The following is a 17,667-nucleotide window of genomic DNA, read 5'->3' as shown; positions in this document are numbered from 1 at the left end:
GATCTCCCGACGGACGGCACCGGTTCGCCGCCGCGGTGGAGGCGGTGCTGAGCCGTGTGCTGCGCGACGACGAGCCGGTGATGAAAGTGGCGGCCGTGATCACCCGGGCCTCCCTCGACCGCGATACCCCCCTCCGGCATGCCAATCTGCTGTTGGAAGTCCTCGCCGATCCGGCCGTACGCCCCCGGTTCGAGCGGATCTGGTGGCTGCCGGACGTCGAGACTCCCTTCACCCGTGACGACGTCGCCGCATGGGTGTCCGGTCTCCTCGACCACGTCCTTTTAGTTGCCCTGTCGTTCGTGACCCGGCTGGCCGAGGCGGCGGAACGCACCGCGGACGACGGGCTGCGCCGGGTCGTCCTGGACGAGGCGTGGCGGCACCTGGTGCTGCGGCGTTCCGCCGCACCGACGGTGCTGCCCCTCGCGGCACGGCTGCTGGACTGTGCCGACGACTGCGTCCGGCTCAAGGCCGCGCACCTCCTCGCAATGCTCGCCCCTGACTCCGGCCCGTACGCCGACCGCCTGGCGGCACTGCTCGACGATCCCGGGACCGACGAGATTTCCTGGATCGAGGGGACCGTCGGCGACTTCGCACGTTGGGCCCTGGTACGGCTGGGCGATCCCCGCGGCCTCCCCGGCCTGGTCGAGTCGCTCTGGGCGCCCTACCGGGAGCAGTTCGGGCGCAGCTGGGTGGCGGCGATTCGCGTCGGCCGGAGATACACGAAGTCCTCGCGCCGCTGCGCGAGCACGCGGACGTCCTGCTGCCCGCACTGCTGGAGGAGGTGCGGCAGGACCACGAGCGGCACGGCGACCACGGCGAGATCATGGGCACCTTGCTGCACGTCGCCGAAGAGTGGGGGCCGGACGCGCTGCCCGTGCTCCCCGTCGTCCTGCTGCTCCTGAAGGACACGCGGTATTCGTTGCGCGTGGTCGACGTGCTGCTGGCGATGGGTCCCGGTGCCGCCTCGACGGCGTCCGCCGTGCGCGACGCGGTCGTCCTCGACCACCCGGGCAACCATCACAGGATCGCGTGGGCCGCGTGGCGCATCGCAGGGAGCGACGACGGCACCGCCCTGCGGCTCCCGGGCGAGCGGTGCACGACGAGCAGATGTCGCCGTACGGGCCGGTCCTCCTCCTGTCCGACTTCGGCCCCGCCGCCGCGGCGCACGCCGGACGGGTGCGTGAGGTCATGGAGAACGCCGAATACGGGGGGCGACGGCGGCGGTCGCCCTGTGGGCGATCACCGGCGCTCCGGGTATCACCCTGGCGGTGTTGGAGGCCGTTCGCACCGGAGGACACCGCCCCTCGGTGGCTGCGGCCGGGACCTGGTCCCCGACCCGCACTCGGCGCGGAGGTACTGCTCCGGCTAGAAGAGTTGCTCTTATCTGGGGTGCTCAGGAGCCGTAAGGCAAGTACGGCACGTCAGCGGCGGGCGTGCTCGGCGACCTGAGCGAGGTCTGCCGCGTAGTCCCAGTTCTCCCGGTTCCAGCGCCGGCACTCGGCTTCCCAGTCGGCCCGAGTCCGTTGCAGTGAGCCCTTTCCGACTTCAGTCTGAGCTGGTCAGATGGAGAGTGAGGATCGCACGGACGAGGCTCGTGATCCGGGTCGTCGAGCAGCGCAGTTTACGCAGGAGCCGCCAGGACCTGAGGATGGCGATGGCTTGTTCGACCAGTGCCCGGACCGTCGCGTGGGACCTGTTGACGTGCGGCCCGGACGTCATGGACGGCGCTGGCCAGGGCAGGTGAAGCCCTGAGGAGGCGCCCCTTCGGGTCGGCTATGACCTGCACGTTCATACCGTGCTTCTTGTGTTTGCCCGAGTAGAAAGGGACGGTCGGCGGCGATCCGGTCGATCGGCAGAAGCGTCCCGTCCAGGATCAGGTACGCCTTCATCGACGCGGACCGTACTGCTTCGGCGAGCGTGGGGGCGGGGGCAGCCAGGAGTTCGACGGCCTCGGTGACGTACCGGTAGACGGTGGTGATGCCGATCCGGAAACCGACCGCGCGCTGGGCATAAGGCTGGCCGTTGCGGAGGTGGGTAAGGGTGAGCAGGGCCTGCCGCCCCGCGCTCAAGCGACGCCATCGAGTGCCGAGAGCGCGACGGTGTTCCCTCAGGCGGGTGGCGAGGAAGCGGAGGGCGGAACTGGACACGTCGACGCCGGACGGGTCGACAAGCATGCGAAGCCCCTGGTGGAAACGGTTCTCTTGGTCGAAAACCCATCTACCAGTGGCTTCATCCCTCTGTCAGGCCAACTGCTCAGCCGACATGCGAGGTTGGCAGGGGTTCGATGACCCCAACGGCGCCTGGCCTCACCTTCCTTGTGGAGAACCGGGCTACCTCCTCCGATGAGTTCTGGCCACGGGAGTGGTCCAACTTCCGAAACGACTATGAGGAGTGATCCGAGTGGACCTGTACAGCGTCATGTGCGTGAGTAACCGGATCAAGGCACTGGAGTGGTATGAGGTGTTCTTCGGGTGCCCGGCGGACGAGATCATTGGCGAGGAGTACCTGTGGCGGGTCGGCGAGAACGCGTGGGTTGTCGTTGACGATCGAGACGTGCGCGCTGAGCGAGTAGGCGAAGCCATGATCACCCTCGGCGTGCACGGCCTCGACGACATCCTGGCCCGACTGGCCGCACACGGGATCGACCACGAACCCCTCGAGACCTACAGCAACGGCGTACGCCACGTCGTCGTGCTGGATCCCGACGGCAACAGCCTCTCGCTCGCCGAGGCACCCACCCAGTGAGCCTCTTTCAACCTGCGCGGTACTGGATCACCGGGGTACGGTCCACACGAGTAAAGCAAACCGGCCGCCAAGTGCCTTTGATGCTCGCGCCCTTCTCGACCATGGGCCTGATGAAGGACGGGGTGTGCACCCGCCAGCCCCAGCCAGGCCGCTGGGGGTTCTCCTCCCAGCCGTCGCGGGGGTCGGCCATCTTGTCCGGGGCGTGGCCGCGGGCCTCCCACCCCCGGTAGGTCGCCGGTGCCAGCCGAGCTCGGCTGCCATCTTCGCCCGGCTCTTCGCGGCCCGCACGCACAGGTGGACGATCCGCTCGCCGTCCTTCGGTAGACCGCACAGGCCGAGCGGATCAGCCACCCCGACCGCGTGGGCCAGGCGGGGCAGCACCTCGGCCTGTGGGTGCCGCCGACCGCTCAGGTAGAAGCTCACTGCTCGGTCGCTGGTCCCGGCCGCCCTGGCGATCTCAGCCTCCGTCAGACCGCCGTCCTGCCGGCCGGAACCATGATCGGCTGTGTGGCGCAAGCGAACCGGATACCCCGCCGCCTGGGGTCGGGACAGTGCGGACCGCCCGCGACTGGTGCCAATGTGCACGGCAGGTCGCCGCTGGTGTCGGCGACCGCGCCAGTCGGTTGGAGCCGTAGTGGCCCCTCGGCCGAGGAGAGGCGGGTCTTCGGGGCGGCGGGGGTCGAACTGTCGCGTCCGGTCACTTTGCCGGCTGGTTGTGTGCATGGTTGGTGGCGCGCTCGGTCCAGGGGTTGCTGACGAAGGCCAGGTGGGCGTCCGCTGGTGTGAGGTGTCGGTGTGTCAGAGCGGCACGATGCCATGAACCGGGCTGCGTGATCGACAGTGGCGGAAAGACCTCGCGCCAGCTTGTCCTTATCCGCCTCCTGGAGTGGATCGTGACGTTCTCACCATTGTCCGCAGCTGACCGGCAACGTCCTGGTGCAGGGCACCGTGTATTTTCGGCTGCTCTCCGGGGCCGCGCGGCGACCGTCGCGGCCGGGGTGTTCTGCGCAGCCGCCGTCGCCCCGCTGGTACTGCCGGGGACCGCGCATGCGCAGGGCTCCTGCACAGTCTCTGGCCCCACCACCACCTGCACGTTCGCCTTCACTGGTGCGGAGCAGGCCTTCACTGTCCCCGGCGGCGTCTCCCAGGTCGACGTCACGGCGATCGGCGCGGCCGGCGGCCTGGAGGGCGTCAACAACACGGCCGGCGGCCGTGGCGCTCAGGTTTCGGGCACCCTCGGCGGCCTGACCGCCGGTCAGACCCTCTACGTCGAGGTCGGCGGCGTCCCGATCAACACGTCGGCCTGTTACGTGTTCTCGCCGTGCATCGGCGGCTTCAACGGCGGAGGCACCAGCCGCTTCGGCGGCGGAGGGGGCGGTGCCTCCGACGTCCGCACGCAGCCGGCCGCCACGCCCCTGACCACCACCGACTCCCGGCTCATTGTGGCCGCGGGCGGCGGCGGGGCAGGCGAGGTCTTCAGCTCGTCCTGCCCGGGAAGCCATGGTGGTGACGCCGGGCAGCCCGGCCAGAACGGGGCATGCGACGGAGGAATGGGTGGCGGTGCCGGCACCGGCACCCAGGGAGGCGCGGGCGGAAGCGCCCCGGGTGGCACTCCCGGCGGTTCCGGTGCACTCGGCACCGGCGGCAACGGCGGTGCCGGGACGGGCGGCGCGGGCGGTGGCGGCCTCTATGGCGGTGGCGGTGGCGGCAGCCTCAACGGCCTGGCCACTCCGTTCGGCAGCGCGGGGGGCGGTGGCGGCGGATCGTCCCTCGTCCCCGCAGGCGGCACCGGGCCCACGCTCACGAGTAGCGCCGCGAGCATCACCATCAGCTACACGACTCCCGGCAAGCCCGTGACGACCGTGCTGACCGCGATGCTCCCCCACACGCGCGTCGGCCTTCCGCTCGTCCTCAGCGACCTGGTCTGTCCCACCGCGGGCTCCACGACCAGGCCCACCGGCACCGTCACTTTCACCGACACCACCACCGGCGAGACCCTCGGTAGCACACGCCTGCTCCTGGGCCTCGGCCGCTGCGCCGCCGCCGGCCTGGTCACCGCCTTCCACACCACTGGCACACACACCATCACTGCTGTCTACAGCGGTGACACCGTCTACCAGGGCGACAGCAGCAACCCCGAGACCACCACCGTGACCGTCACCCGCTGACGGGCGGCCGAGGCACCACGACCAGCCCTACCGGCCCGCTGCCGGGTCACCCGCCCGGCATCGGCCCCACGCGTGGTTTTGTCCGATCTCATGCGCAGCAGTCGGCCCATTGCAGCGGTCGATGTGGACGGGACGGGGGAGCGTGAGTGGCGGTCTGCGAGCCGTGACCGTGTCGCCGGCGCCGAACTCGTCGCGCAGGCCTGGCTGGGGCCGGAAGCCTGCGCGACGGAGAGCACCGCCGTCGAAAGGCTCCGCGCCGAAGCACTCTGCGGGCGCCCCGCGTTGTGCAACTCGTCCCTCCGGTACTCGCCGGCCCCTGTGGCCGGCACCGGGGCGATCATTCTCGGTCCACCCGTCACCCCGAAGGCCCGACGGGGTGCTCTGGGGTCGGCGCCGACTCGGCGCCGCCACAGGTGATCTTGGCTACTGGGCGAGGTCGCTGGGCCGGGATCGCCAGTACGTACTGGCCGCCGTCGACAGCTGAACAGCGGGCGCAGCCGATGCGGATGTCCGCGCTCGGCAGGTCCGGGTCGACGGCGGCCGCGGCTACAGCGGGCTTCGCCGACCATGCCCACCTGGCCCGCACGGCACGCGCCTTCCTCGGGCAGGCTCCCTCGTCCATGGGGCGTGGAGGCGATTGAGCGCGCGACCGTCCGCCGCTGATTCGGGGTGCGGACCGTGACAGATGATCGGGCGGCAACCTGCCGGTGAAAAGAGGGCGACCAGCCGTTCAGCTGTTGCCGTCGGCTCGGTGACCGCTCGCGCGCACATCGAGGCCGAGATCGCTGACCTGGCCGAGGTGGTGCAGCTTGTCGGGGTTGTTGACGGAGTGGATCGAATGGATGCGGCCCTCGGCGATGTCGAATCCCATGACGCCGACCAGCCGGTGCCGCTCGTCGAACGCCAGGGCGCCGGGCTGGCCGTTGACGTCGGTGAGGCGGATGTGCACGCCGTGGTGCGCGTACACGGAGAACCCCCGGAGCACTGTTCGTGCTACGCGCTCCCGGCCGCTCACCATCCGGCCGAGTGCTGGCACCTTGCCGCCGCCGTCGCCGTGCAGCGCCACGTCCTGGGCCAGAAGCGCCTCCAGCGCCCCCAGATCGCCGTTCTGGGCGGCGGCGACGAACCGTTTGGCCAGCTGCTCCCGTTGCCGCCTTGAAGCGTGGTAGCGCGGCCGGCGCTCACAGAGGTGATTGCGCGCCCGGGCTACCAGGTGCCGCGTGCCGTCGACATTGGTCCCGAGGATCTCGGCGATCTGTGGGTACGGGTAGTCGAACACCTCGCGCAGCAGGAAGGCTGCCCGCTGGCGCGGGGACAGGCTCTCCAGCAGCACCAGGAACGCCAGCGACAGCGAGTCGGCCGTCTCGGCGAGGTCGGCCGGCGTCGGACCGGTGACCAGCGGCTCCGGGAGCCACTCACCGACGTAACTCTCCCGCCGCACGCGTGCCGAGCGGAGATGGTCGATGGCCAACCGGGTGGTCAGCGTGGCGATGTACGCGCGTGGAGAGGCGATGGGCTCGTGGCGTTGCAGGGTCTGGTGCATTCGCAGGAACGTCTCCTGCACGACGTCCTCGGCCTCGCTCACGCTGCCGAGCATGCGGTAGGCGATCGCGAACGCCGGGGGGCGCAGCTCTTTGTACAGATCGGAGTCAGACATGTCCGGCTACTCCAATCCCCGGGTGAAACCCGTGCGCCAACTGGGGTATCGAAGCGTCCAGCCCAGCTCGTGCTTGGCCTTCTGGCTGGAGATTCCCCGAGCCTGCGTCATGGTATCCACCGCAGCCTTGCCGGCCAGGGGACGGACGAGCCACGCAGGGACGCGGCGCGGCGGTTTCGCACCGAGCGCGCGGGCGAGTTCCGGAAGCCACACGTGGATCGGCGCGGGCTCGTCGTCGGCGATGTGGTAGATCCCGGATGTGCCGCGTTCGACGGCCGCGACCGTGGCCGAGGCGGCGTCGTCGATGTGCACCAGCGACCACACGCCACCGCCCCCGCCGACGATCGGGAACTTGCGCCTGCGGATCTGCTCGGCCATGACTGCGTCCGGCGCCGCGCTCATGCCGGTGCCCGGCCCGTAGAAGCCGCCGTAGCGCAGTGCGATGCCCTGGGCCCAGCTGATGCCCGTCACCGAGTCCTCGAGGTGGCGCAGCGCGGCCACCGCCTCCGCCCCGTCCGCCGGCGGGTTCGGCTCGATGCGGCCGCTCTCGTCGGCGACCGAGCCTCCGGTGCGCTGCATCCACAGGGCGTTGCTCTGGGCCACGAACCTGTGCACGCCGACGGCACGTGCGGCTGCCAGCAGATGGTCGGTCCCAGCGACGCGCAGTTCATTGGTGGCCGCCGCCATCCGTTTCACACTCTTCATATCGGCCGGTCCGCTCAGCGCGGTGAGCTGGTGGACGACCACCTCAGGCTCGGCCTTGGCCACTGCGTCGGCCACTGAGTCGGGGTCCAGCGCGTCCATGACGACGGACTCGGCCCCGAGTACCCGCAGCGTACCGGCCCTTGCGGCGGACCGGGTGGTGCCCACGACGTCGTGCCCACGCGCGACGAGCTGGGGCACAAGCCGGCTGCCGATGGCGCCGGTCGCGCCGGCGACGAAGATCTTCACGAGTGCCTCCCTTGATCGTGCTTACACACGGAAAGACGAGACACCCCTTCGCTCCATGATCTGCTGTGATCCGCTTCACAGGACGGTGCCGGCATCGCTACCGCTGGTTCGTCAGCACGTCTGGAACCTGCTCGAAGTGGAACGACTTGATGAAGCAGTCCCGGGGCTGCCCGAGAGCGAAGAACACGCACTCCGCGACGGAGTGGGCTGTGAGGACGTCACCGGAACCGCGCGGCGTACTCTCCCACTGCGGCGACAGCGGGTCAGGGTTGGAGAAGTCCGGCGGGTAGAGCGCGATGACGCGCACGCCCCGGGGGCGCAGCCGCCTGGAGAGGATGTCGGCGAAGCCGGCCTGCGCGCTCTTCGCGGCGTAGAACGCGTCATGCGCTGTGGAGCGGTAGTGAGCCGGAAGCCCGGCAGCCGAGATCATGTTGACGATGTCGGGATGGTCGGACGCCAGCAGCAGCGGCAGGAGGCGTTTCACCATCAGGACCGTGCCGGTGGCTCCGGAGGCGATCGTGTCGATCACGTCCTCGTCGCTGGCGGAGAGGATGTCCGGCCCCTCCAGCCAGCGGGCGCCGTTGTTGATCAGGACGTCCACCCGGTCGGTGGACTGGGCCAGTTCATCGGCGAACCGCCGGATCGAGGCGGCATCGCTGAGGTCGCACGCGAAGGCGTGAACCCTTTCGTGACCCAGCGCGCGTATCTCGTTCGCAACACGCCGCGACGCCTCCAGGCTACGGGCGGACAAGAACACCTCCGCGCCTTTCTGGGCAGAACGGATGGCGAGCGTGCGGCCGAAATCTCGGGAAGCGCCCGTGATGACGACCCGCTGCTGATGGAAGCTCATGGAAGACCTGCTGTCCCTGGAGTTGACGGCCGTCGGCCGCTGTCCTTGCTGGTGAAACGGGCGTCAATCGGTGCGGTCCAGCGAAGGCTTGAGACCGGGCCCGATCACGGCCGCACCGCCCGCGCGGTCGGCGAAAGCCAACCGCCGAGAGAGCGGCCGAACCGGTTCCCGCGTCGCCGCGGCGGTCAGCCCTCACACGCAGTCGCACGAGGGGGCCGGCAGGGCCCCGGCCAGCCCGAGAAGCGCATCTGACCCATGACGTGCCCACGGCCCCGGTCCACGAACTGGGGCAGCACGGCCGTGAGGAACAAGATGCCTTTCGGGTTCGTCGCCCCGACCATCGTGCCCTCCCACACCGTGCGCCGCAGCGGCTTCGCCGCGACCTGAACGCCGCCCGTGCCTTCGGCACAACCGGACGAGCTCGGACCGCCTTCGCCCCCAGGAAGATCAGATAGGCCGCACCACCGGGCTTGATGACGCTGTACACCGGGGCTGACCGCTCCACCATGGTCCCCGGCCCCAGCGCCACCGCGACGACGAGGGCGTAGCCGCCGATCGCATTACCTATGACGGAGCCCACCTCTGCCCGTCGCCCGAAGGCGAGCGCCGTCCTGCCACGAACAGCACGTCGGGGCCGGGAAGGAGGGCGATGAACGCGGACAGCGCACAGAACGCGAGGAGTTGATGAAGACCGGGCACCTCGGCATCATCACAAGCCGATCCCGGCGACGAAAGGCGACCTTCGACCTAGGACTTCGGGTCCTCCACCGGCCGTCGCTCACCATCATGCCGTCGTCGAACCCCGCTACGGGGCGGCGGCCGATCACTCACACGGACCCGGCCAGTCGGACGTAGGTCCGCAACAGGGACCGCAGCACCGTGGCTCCGGCGAGCGCGGCGGCCCCGTGCAGCACCGTGGCGACCGCCAGGTTCTCCGGCATCACCGAGCCCGCCGTACGTCCCGCTACGGCGGCATAGTCGGTGAACGGCAGCATCCAGGCGCTGCAGGCGAACAGTGCTCCCTACCCCAGGGGACCAAGGATCATCGGAAGCCAGCGCGGTAAAGGCGCGGGGCGGCCCCTGGCGGCGACCCAGACGGCAGCCGAGCCGATGAACGCCCACAGACCGAAGACCAGATCCAGCGTGCGCCAGTCACCGTCGCGATCACTGGGATGGGACAGCCCCCACGTGCAACCGGCCGCCCAGTGCCGCCACACCGGACTCCCGCGTTCCGTGCCCCCAGAACGCGCCCCGGCGCCGAGCCGGCCGGTGAAAGCGTGGGGCCAACGGCGAGACAGACAGGCGGCCAGCCCCACTCCCATGCCGACGAAGCTCAGCTCAACGAGCGCGTCCTCCCAGCCGGGAGCCGTCGCGCCGCCACTGTCATGAGCGTTGGTGGCGTTGGACGGACCAGGCGACTGCCAAAGCGAGCGCAAAAGCCGTGAGGCGCTCCGCGCCCTCCCGGTGATCGCCCGTCTCCGCCCCCGCGCACCGGGCGGTCCCGGCCGCCGCCGTCTGCGGCGGACGGCCGCGGCGGACGGCCGCGCGACCCCCGCCCCGCGGTCACAGCCGGTGCCAGCGCGCGTTGCACCAGGAGAAGACACCGAACGCGGCCAGACCGAGCGCGATGGCGGCCAACAGCCAGGGGCCGGCCGGCAGATCACGGAAGGAACGCAGTGTGTCGTCCATGCCCTTCGCCTCCCCGGGCCGATGCCGGACCGCCGCCACGACGGCGAACACGCCCGCCACGGCGAAGACGACACCGCGCGCCGTACCCCCGACCACACCGAAGAAGTCCGTGAACCGCCGGGCCCCGGGCGACATGGCGCCGGTCAGCAGTTCCTTCCGGAACTTCTTGCGCAGGGCCCGTGTCGACATCCACAGACCGGCGGTCACCACGGCGACGCCGCCGAGGCCCACCAGCCACTGCCCGCCCGGCCACCGCAGGATCGTGCCGGTGACGTCCTGCGTGCCCCGGTCGGAGGAGCCGCTGCCGCTGCCGCGGGCGCCCACCGCGTAGGACAGCACCGAGAAGGACAGGAAGGCGTAGAAGACACACCGGCCCGCCGCCGCCACCCGCTTCGAGGGCTTGCCGGCCTGCGCATCCGCCCCGCCGAAGACCGCCTCGGACAGCCGCCACACCCCCATACCGGCGAGCGCGGCGCCGACGATCCAGAGCATCGCCGTCCCAAGGGTGCGGCCGGCGAGTTCCTCCAGGGCGCCGCCCCGGTCGGCCTGCTGCCGTCCGCTGTCGCCACCGAAGGCGATCCGCAGCGCGATGACGCCGACGAGGACGTAGATCAGTCCCTGTGCGGCGAAACCGGACCGGGCCGCCACCTCCATCGTCTTGCCGTCCGCGGCCCGGCGAGCCTCCCCGCGCGCCTTTGGTGCCCATGACTGTGCATCCATATCTCGCCGTTGCCCCGGGGACCGCTTCCGACACCCGGGGGCGGGGGACGACTGTGAGCGCCGCGCCCCCGCCCGCTCGGCGGGAGGCGTCCGGCGCGCGTGCCCTACTCCTTGGGGGGCTTGACGGCGACGTTGATGCCGATCTCGAATTTTCCCCACTGCTACTCTTCGCCCCGGTTGGTTCAAGAGTGAACCAACCGGGGCGAAGAGGGGGCTCAGTGGGACGAGGCGAAGCCCGCTGACTGGTCGAGGTGGAATGGTGAGCCGGGGTCCTCGGGCGTCCAGCCGTCGCTGAGTGCGGTGCGGTTCCTGTCAGCCACCTGGCCGGTCAGGATCGGACTGCCTTGTGTTCCGAACCAGTTGTTCAGGTGCGGCTGGTTGGTGGTGACCACCAGTGTGGAGCGAGGGGTGACCGGACCAGGCCCTGGTCGTAGGTCGGCCGTCCGCGGAGTCGCCACCGGTAGGTGGTGCCGTCTGCGCATCGGGATCACGTCCCGGCTTGTTGCTGGGATGGTGGGTCGTGCGGCCCCGGGAGTGGCCAGCAGGGCGACGATGGTGACGGGCTTGTCGCAGTGTGGGCAGTTCCGGACGGCCATGGGTGCGAGTGGTGTCGGGTCTGGCGACACTGACGTCATCGGTTCGCCTTCAGCAACATCGGCGGCTTCGTCGCGTTCGCGGCGTCGGCGCCGAGCAGCCTCTGCCTTGCAGCGAGGGCTGCGGTAGGTGTGCCGGGTCTCCGCATTGCGGTTGACCTGAAGTGACGTCCGGCAGATGGGGCACTCCGCCGACTGGGCTGGCGCCTTCGGCGACGCGACCGTCGCCGCCGCGATGCTCGACCGGCTCCTGCACCATGCTGCCGTGGTCGGCATCGACGGACCGTCCTACCGGCTCCGCGCTCACCAGTCCCACGCCGACAACCTCCGCAGCGAAGCCACCGCGGGGTACCCGCCGCAGGAGGCGGCGGGGTGATGCCAGCGCCTTCAGTTGGTGCGGTCGGCGAAGCCTCGGGGCAGCTCCTCGGGGCCGACCGCGACGACGCTCTCGTCGTTCTCGCCGACGTACTCGAACAGGGTGATGCGGGCGAACTCAGGGACGACGTAGATCGGGTAGGTGGGGCCGGCGTCCCGGTAGGCGCGCATCTCCTCCAGGTGGTCGTTCTGGTACAGCACCGTCTTGCTGCCGTCCTGCTCGATCCACTGAGGGAAGAAGATGGTGCCGTGCAGGACCCGCTGGCGGGGCAGGACATTGACGACGACCGAGGTGCCGGTTGGTTCGTTCCAGGACACCTTGTATATGTCGTCGGAGAGTCGCACCAAGTCGACCTCCTGGTCCTTCACCCAGCGGCCGCCGACCATCCCGGAGTGAATGCGGTAGTCGATGGTCGTGGCGTTCTTGACGTACATCTCGTACTGCCAGCTGTTGGCGTACGTGTAGATGAACCGGTGCCCGACGATGCCGGACAGATCCTGCGGCGGGACGGGTTCTCGACGGTCGTCGGGGTGTCGTGCACGGTGGTCATGGTGGTGCTCCTTGCTGTGCTGCGGGCGGTCAGCCGTCGGCGTGGGGTTCGGCCGGTCCAGTGCCATCACCCTCCACTCCACTTTGCCACAAAATATGTTTGCCACAAAATCTTATCTGCTCGGTACACAATGGAGCATGCGCAACACAGAGAGAGCGGCGGACGGGATGGCTGACCGCGGTGCAACCGAGGCGCCGGAGGCGGCGCGCGTCGCGGCGGGACTGGGCGGACTTCTGGGACCGCTGCGGCGTGCCGTCCTTCGTGCCACCCGCAACGCCGAGGGGCTGCCCGACCTGCCGGAGGCACAGATCGAACTGCTACGGGCCCTGTCCTCCTCGCCTGAGGGTCTCAGCCCCGGCGCTGCGGCCACACGCGTGCGGGTGGCACCGTCCACCGTGAGCAACCTGGTCCGGGCGATGTCCGCCGCACGGCTGGTGGAACGGGTCCGGCCCGAGCACGACCAACGGACGGTGGTGCTCACCGCGTCGGCGGAAGCCCTGAACCTGCTGGAGCGCTACGACCGGGCCAGCACCGCGGCCCTCACCCGCGTCGTGGAGGAGCTGTCCGACGCCGACCGGGCAGCGCTGCACCAGGCGCTGCCGGCCCTGGACCGGCTGGTCACCGCGCTGGAGACCGGCGACGGCACCCGGCCGGACTCGGCCAGTCCTTGATCAGGTTGCGTACACCCCGTCAAGTGGGACCCCGAACCGGTGCGGAAGGCTTCGTGGTGACAGGGCCCGGCGGCATATCGGGAGACATCCTTAGGCTCCGGCGAAGGTCCGGCCCGGCATCCGCTCCGCGAGCGCGGCCCGCCAGGCCGGCGCGCCGAAGGGGTCGTTGAAGTACCGCCTCTCGTGCATCACGTGTGTCGGGCATGTCGGCTCCTGAACGACGGGCCGCCCCGCCGATCGCGGCGGCTTCGAACCCGATGCTCGAACTGCGGCCCTGTGGGCAGAGTCCTCACGAGGGAAGCTGCGGTGAAAACCTTTCCCGGCCGCGGATCCCCGCTCCAAGACCGCCGGGCCACTCCTGAAGCTCTCCACTGGCCTCAACTGAACGCCCAGCGCGATGTCGACCGGCTCGACTTCTGGGCCTCCCGGCCAAGATCGATGCGTAGGCTAACCGCCGGTCCCGCACGGGGGGTCGTACGGCCGGCCCGGCAGGTACTGCCGCCACTGCTTCCTGCTGATCGGGTCGCCGACCGACTCGCACAGGTCGTTGACGAGGGGCGTCGGGGTGATGCTCCACAGGTCGACCCCACCCGCGTTGGAGCCGCGCGCCACGGCGAGGCGGTGGCCGTCGGGGCTGAAGATGACCGAGTACAGCTCCCCGGGGGAGTCCTCGGCCAGGTACGACTCCCGGGTGGGGCCCCTGGGGTCGCTCACGTCCCAGATCTCGGGCCGGGTGTAGTCGTCGCCCTCGGAGATGATGGTCGAGATCAGCGCGAGGCGGGAGCCGTCGGGGGTGAACGACAGGGGGCTGCTGTACTGCCCGATCTGCGTGGTGGCGGCGGGTTTGCCGGCGAGGCGGTCGTGGGCGACGGGCCACAGGGTCAGGGTGCCGTCGCCGAGATAGAGCGCGAGCAGCTTGCCGTCGGGCCGGAAGGCCGTGTTCAGGGAGCTGATGCCGGTGGGCAGGCGGTGCGTCCACAGTCTGGCCGGATGGGCAGGGTCGGTGACGTCCCAGCTGTCCAGCCGCGACCAGGCGGCCCGGCCGGTGGTCTTGTCCGCCACGTCCCCCACGGAGGCGAGCAGCGTCCTGCCGTCGGGGGAGAACGCCAGCTCCACGGGGTCGGTGTTGATATGGCCGACCTCCCGGGGATGCCGCGGGTCCTTGACGTCGAAAAGCCGGACGGCGGTGGGCGCCTTGTTCCCGTTCCGCCAGCCGTTCACATCGGAGATCGCGAGCAAGGGCTCGGTGGGGCTGAAGGCGATCACCTGGACGCCGTTGTGCAGCTCGTCACCGATCGTGCTCAACAGGGGCGTGTTGTCGCGCGTGGTGTCCCGCAGCCGCACCCCCGACATACCGGGCTTTGCCTTTGTCCTTCTTGTACAGCTCGACGTCGGCGAGGAGTTTCCCGTCAGGGCTCAGCGCGATGTCCCCGCCGGTGAACATGTCGGGGGCGCGGGTGGCCGCCACGAGACGGCGGTTGTCCAGGTCGGTCACGTCGGCCAGGTAGTTGGCCCCCACGCCTTCCCACGCCATCAGCTGCCTGCGGCCGGCCCTGCGGTAGTCCACCTGACTCCCGACGCCGACCGGGAGCGGCAGCGTGGTGTCGGCGCCCGGTTGCATGGCGTTGGACAGGTACCAGATGAGCACGCCGTGGTCGGTGGTCAGCATCAGCCGACGGCTCTTGCCCGGATCGAACAGGATCGTCCCGGTCGCTTTGAACCCCGTCGGGATCGAGATCGTCGCACCGGCCACGATCAGGTGATCGAGGGAGTCGGACCGGTAAGCCCAGGCGTGCCAGGTGTCGCACGCGCCGACGATCTGGTCGTGCGCCGGACTGAACGCCAGGGAGGTCAGATCGCCTATGCAGTTGCTGGAGCTGTAGTCGCCGTCCTCCCCTTCCCGGCGGATGCGCTGCGGTTTGCCCGGTTCGTCGAGGCGCCACAGCCCCAGGCCGTACTCGCTCTTCACCGCCATCGGTGCAGCCAGCAGCATCCCGGTGCGATCGAAGGCCACCCGGTGCAACGTGCCGGCGGCGGACACCGAGTACGGCGCACCGCTGAGCGTGGTCACCCGCTCGGGACGCGCCGGGTCGGCCACCTTCCACACCGCGATCCGGCCGTCCTTGCTCATCGCGGCCAGCAGGTCCCGGCGAGGAGAGACGGCCAGCGAGTCGATCGTCCCGGACCGGTCGTCCAATGCCGGCAGCGCGGCGGGTGCGGCCGGGCCGGCGAGGCGCCAGCGCAGGATTCGCCCGGACCTGGCACCGCCGTACAGCACCTTGCCGTCGGCGCCGAAGACGAGCGTGTCGACGGGGCCGTCCGCCTTCAAGGCCGCCGTCGGCCGGGGCTTCGCCGGGCGCGTGAGGTCCCACAGCCGTACCGTCGCGGGCTCCGAGCCGTTGTCCGGGTGGGTGACGGCGGCCAGCGCCCGGCCATCCCGGCTGACGGCGACGGCACCCACCGAGTCCGCTGCGACCCGCACCGGGCCGTCCTTGGTGCGCAGCACGATCCAGTCCCCGGACGAGATCGCGAGCATCTTGCCGTCTGTGCTGGTGGCGAGGTCGGTTGCGGACTGTCCGCCGTTGATCAGGCCAGGGGCGCGCCGACTGTTCAGCAGGGCGGAGCGGCCGGCGTCCTTGTTCATTTCGAACGACAGCAGGCTGAGTTGTTTCGCCAGGCCCGGCTGGGTGGTGCGCAGGTCCTCGGCCTCGGCCGCGAGGTAGCGGGCGAGATCGCGCTGGTGCGCCTGCTCAGCCTGCCGCTGGAAGACCAGTGAGCCGACCAGGCCGGTGGTGGCGAGCAGGAACAGAGTGGCGAGGACTGCCACAGCGGCCCGGCGGCGGCGGACGCCCCTTTGTTCCAGCCGAACTGACGCGTCTTTGAACGCAGCGGGCAGGGAGTCAAGCTCCCGCGCGCCCTCGGCTGCGTCCTCCAGCCGGTCGCGCAGGGTGGCCAGTCGGTTTCCCCTGTAGAGCAGGGAGGGGTCGCGTTCTGAGCGGTCCCAGACGGCGGCGTCGTCGGTGAGTTGCTGACGCAGCCGCAGCCACGCGCGGTCCGCGTCTACCCAGCCCTGAAGCGGCGGCCAGGCCCGGATCAGCGCCTCGTGGCTGAGCCGGGTGGTGTCCTGGTCGTGGGTGAGCAGCCGGGCGGCGGTGAGCTGTTCGATCAACCGGCGGGCCGGTTCCCCGGGCAGTCCATGCACCAGGGCCCTACGCTCCACCGGACGGGCCGTGTCGGGGGAGCCGTCGTCGCCGACCCGGACCAGTCGGGTGAGCAGGTGCTTCAGGACGGCCCGGCCCTCGGCGTCCAGCTTGTCGTGGATTTCCTCGGCGGTGCGCGCCAGTGCCTGGGCGATGCCCCCGGCGGCACGGTAGCCGGCGAAGGTCAGCCGGGTGTCCTCGCGCCGTCGCCAGGTCTCCCACAGGGCGTGCGACAGCAGGGGCAGTGCACCGGCGGCGGGCCGTTCGCCGTTCACCGCGCCGAACTCGTGCAGGATCAACTCGGCGAGGCCGTCGTCCAGTCGTAGGCCACTGCGGGTGGCCGGCTCCTCGATTGCGGCGCGCAGCTCCCCGGCGGTCATCGGCTCCACCAGGACGGCGCGGTCGCGCAGGGCGGGGAGGAGCGCGGGCTCGGCGGCGGCCCGGCCGTAGAAGTCGGCGCGCAGGGCGAGGATGATGAGCATGCTTCTGGACAGGACAGTCAGTACCCGGAGGAACGCGGCCCGTTCGGACTCGTCCCGGCAGAGGGTGAACGACTCCTCCAACTGGTCGACCACGAGCACCACGCGCTGGCCGGGCCGCTCTGCGAGCATCCGGTTGACCAGCCCGGACGCGGCCCCCTCGGGGTTCGTGCGCAGCGCCCCGAGATCGTCTGGCGGTACGGCGAACCGGTCGGCGAGGCGGCGCAGCGGTACGGCGCCGGGGGCCATCCGCAACACGGGCCAGCCGGCCGAACCGGCAAGCGCGCCATCCCGCAGCCGGTGCAGGAGACCGGCGTTGAGCAGGGACGTCTTGCCGGACCCGGAGGGGCCGACGAGGATCCAGAGGCCGTGCGGAGGCGCCGGTGGCTCTCCGGGATCAGAGGGCTCGGTCTCCTCGCGCAGCGCCGCGAGCAGTCGTGCGACCATTCGCTCGCGCCCGTGGAACAGCCGCGCATCGTCGGGGGCGTACGGGTTCAGGCCGGGGTAGGGGGAGCGGCCCGGGGTGGGCGGGGCCGGCGCTTCCGGGGCGCCTTCCGGCGTGGCCACCGCGGGGTTGGGCGCGAGGACCAGGTTGCCGACAAGCCCCTCGGCCTGCCGCCGCGGCAACGGGAGCTGGCGCTCCCGCATCACGCGAAAAACCGCGTCGTACACCGAGTCCAGGGTCATCGGGTGCGGCCCGCGCGGATCCCCTTCCTCCAGTACATCGATGAGCGCGCCGGTGAACGCGGTGCGTTCGGAGTCCGAGGATGCGAGAGCGAGTTGCTCGGCGGAGCCGACGAAGTACACGCCCGGCGTGGGCTCCGTGCTGAACGCCGGTACGGACGCGCCGTGTCCGAGCACCGGGCGGCCGGAGAAGCAGCAGTCGAGGAGGAGCACGCACGATGGACGCGGCGCGGCTTGAGGCGAGGGCTTGGCGCAACGCGGCGAAGGACAGCGCCTGGTGGGCGGCGAGGCCCGGGGTGAGCCGGTCGGTGGCGCGGGCCGCGAGGTACAGCTC

15 protein-coding genes and 2 pseudogenes are annotated in these 17,667 nt (G+C 70.6%); 5 read left to right on the top strand and 12 right to left on the bottom strand.

Annotated elements, in window-relative coordinates:
- Positions 1-44: 44 nt before the first annotated feature.
- On the top strand, positions 45-902 hold the full coding sequence (locus HEP81_RS01315; protein ID WP_157854621.1) for a hypothetical protein: 858 nt from the start codon (positions 45-47) through the stop codon (positions 900-902).
- Between the two features lie 643 nt (positions 903-1,545).
- Here HEP81_RS01315 and HEP81_RS01310 read toward each other — a convergent pair.
- A pseudogene (locus HEP81_RS01310) lies at positions 1,546-2,174 on the bottom strand (transposase family protein).
- 226 nt (positions 2,175-2,400) lie between these two features.
- Between HEP81_RS01310 and HEP81_RS01305 the strand changes: the two are divergent.
- Positions 2,401-2,745: a VOC family protein gene (locus HEP81_RS01305; RefSeq protein WP_078967710.1), complete on the top strand. Its 345-nt coding sequence runs from the start codon at positions 2,401-2,403 to the stop codon at positions 2,743-2,745.
- Positions 2,746-2,772: 27 nt separating this feature from the next.
- Here the strand turns inward: HEP81_RS01305 and HEP81_RS42540 are convergent, their stop codons facing one another.
- Positions 2,773-3,468: a helix-turn-helix domain-containing protein gene (locus HEP81_RS42540; RefSeq protein ID WP_078967711.1), complete on the bottom strand. Its 696-nt coding sequence runs from the start codon at positions 3,466-3,468 to the stop codon at positions 2,773-2,775.
- A 275-nt stretch (positions 3,469-3,743) separates the two neighbouring features.
- Between HEP81_RS42540 and HEP81_RS01295 the strand changes: the two genes are divergently transcribed.
- Positions 3,744-4,913: a glycine-rich protein gene (locus HEP81_RS01295; protein ID WP_051850616.1), complete on the top strand. Its 1,170-nt coding sequence runs from the start codon at positions 3,744-3,746 to the stop codon at positions 4,911-4,913.
- Positions 4,914-5,643: 730 nt separating this feature from the next.
- Here the strand turns inward: HEP81_RS01295 and HEP81_RS01290 are convergent.
- The 7 genes from HEP81_RS01290 to HEP81_RS01260 form a co-directional block, all read right to left on the bottom strand.
- Positions 5,644-6,570 carry an RNA polymerase sigma-70 factor gene (locus HEP81_RS01290; RefSeq protein WP_037662618.1) on the bottom strand — a complete coding sequence of 309 codons (927 nt, stop codon included), beginning with the start codon at positions 6,568-6,570 and terminating at the stop codon, positions 5,644-5,646.
- A gap of 6 nt (positions 6,571-6,576) precedes the next feature.
- A complete protein-coding gene (locus HEP81_RS01285) occupies positions 6,577-7,521 on the bottom strand; it encodes an NAD-dependent epimerase/dehydratase family protein (RefSeq protein ID WP_037662620.1) in 945 nt (314 codons plus the stop codon).
- Between the two features lie 97 nt (positions 7,522-7,618).
- Positions 7,619-8,371 (bottom strand): SDR family oxidoreductase, encoded by a 753-nt coding sequence (locus HEP81_RS01280; RefSeq protein ID WP_037662622.1) that lies wholly within the window; start codon positions 8,369-8,371, stop codon positions 7,619-7,621.
- Positions 8,259-8,951, bottom strand: a complete 693-nt coding sequence (locus HEP81_RS01275) for a LysE family transporter (protein WP_243279252.1) — start codon at positions 8,949-8,951, stop codon at positions 8,259-8,261. Before HEP81_RS01275 ends, HEP81_RS01280 begins: the two co-directional genes overlap by 113 nt.
- 247 nt (positions 8,952-9,198) lie before the next feature.
- Positions 9,199-9,366: a hypothetical protein gene (locus HEP81_RS01270; protein WP_157854627.1), complete on the bottom strand. Its 168-nt coding sequence runs from the start codon at positions 9,364-9,366 to the stop codon at positions 9,199-9,201.
- A 568-nt stretch (positions 9,367-9,934) separates the two neighbouring features.
- On the bottom strand, positions 9,935-10,780 hold the full coding sequence (locus HEP81_RS01265) for a DUF1206 domain-containing protein (protein ID WP_172624496.1): 846 nt from the start codon (positions 10,778-10,780) through the stop codon (positions 9,935-9,937).
- 215 nt (positions 10,781-10,995) lie between these two features.
- Positions 10,996-11,172 carry a hypothetical protein gene (locus HEP81_RS01260; protein WP_243279251.1) on the bottom strand — a complete coding sequence of 59 codons (177 nt, stop codon included), beginning with the start codon at positions 11,170-11,172 and terminating at the stop codon, positions 10,996-10,998.
- A gap of 403 nt (positions 11,173-11,575) precedes the next feature.
- On the opposite strand from HEP81_RS01260, the pseudogene HEP81_RS01255 reads away from it, so the two are divergent.
- Positions 11,576-11,749, top strand: a pseudogene (locus tag HEP81_RS01255) (ATP-binding protein); the annotation flags it as partial.
- A gap of 11 nt (positions 11,750-11,760) precedes the next feature.
- Here the strand turns inward: HEP81_RS01255 and HEP81_RS01250 are convergent.
- Entirely contained in the window at positions 11,761-12,366 is a 606-nt protein-coding gene (locus HEP81_RS01250) for a phenolic acid decarboxylase (protein ID WP_106980072.1), read from the bottom strand.
- A gap of 70 nt (positions 12,367-12,436) precedes the next feature.
- Here HEP81_RS01250 and HEP81_RS01245 point away from each other — a divergent pair, with 70 nt between their 5' ends.
- On the top strand, positions 12,437-12,970 hold the full coding sequence (locus tag HEP81_RS01245) for a MarR family winged helix-turn-helix transcriptional regulator (RefSeq protein WP_243279250.1): 534 nt from the start codon (positions 12,437-12,439) through the stop codon (positions 12,968-12,970).
- A 447-nt stretch (positions 12,971-13,417) separates the two neighbouring features.
- On the opposite strand, the gene HEP81_RS01240 is transcribed toward HEP81_RS01245, so the two are convergent.
- Together HEP81_RS01240 and HEP81_RS01235 are read right to left on the bottom strand one after the other, a co-directional pair.
- On the bottom strand, positions 13,418-14,275 hold the full coding sequence (locus HEP81_RS01240; RefSeq protein ID WP_157854629.1) for a WD40 repeat domain-containing protein: 858 nt from the start codon (positions 14,273-14,275) through the stop codon (positions 13,418-13,420).
- The gene (locus tag HEP81_RS01235) at positions 14,259-17,546 is read right to left on the bottom strand and encodes an AAA family ATPase (protein WP_051850619.1); all 3,288 of its coding nucleotides are present in this window, start codon (positions 17,544-17,546) and stop codon (positions 14,259-14,261) included. Before HEP81_RS01235 ends, HEP81_RS01240 begins: the two co-directional genes overlap by 17 nt.
- Between the last annotated feature and the right edge of the window lie 121 nt (positions 17,547-17,667).

This window comes from Streptomyces griseofuscus, assembly GCF_014673495.1.
Classification (GTDB): Bacteria; Actinomycetota; Actinomycetes; order Streptomycetales; family Streptomycetaceae; genus Streptomyces; species Streptomyces murinus.
The sequence above is the reverse complement of the archived record's forward strand: the minus strand, read 5'-3'. Positions and strand labels throughout refer to the sequence as shown.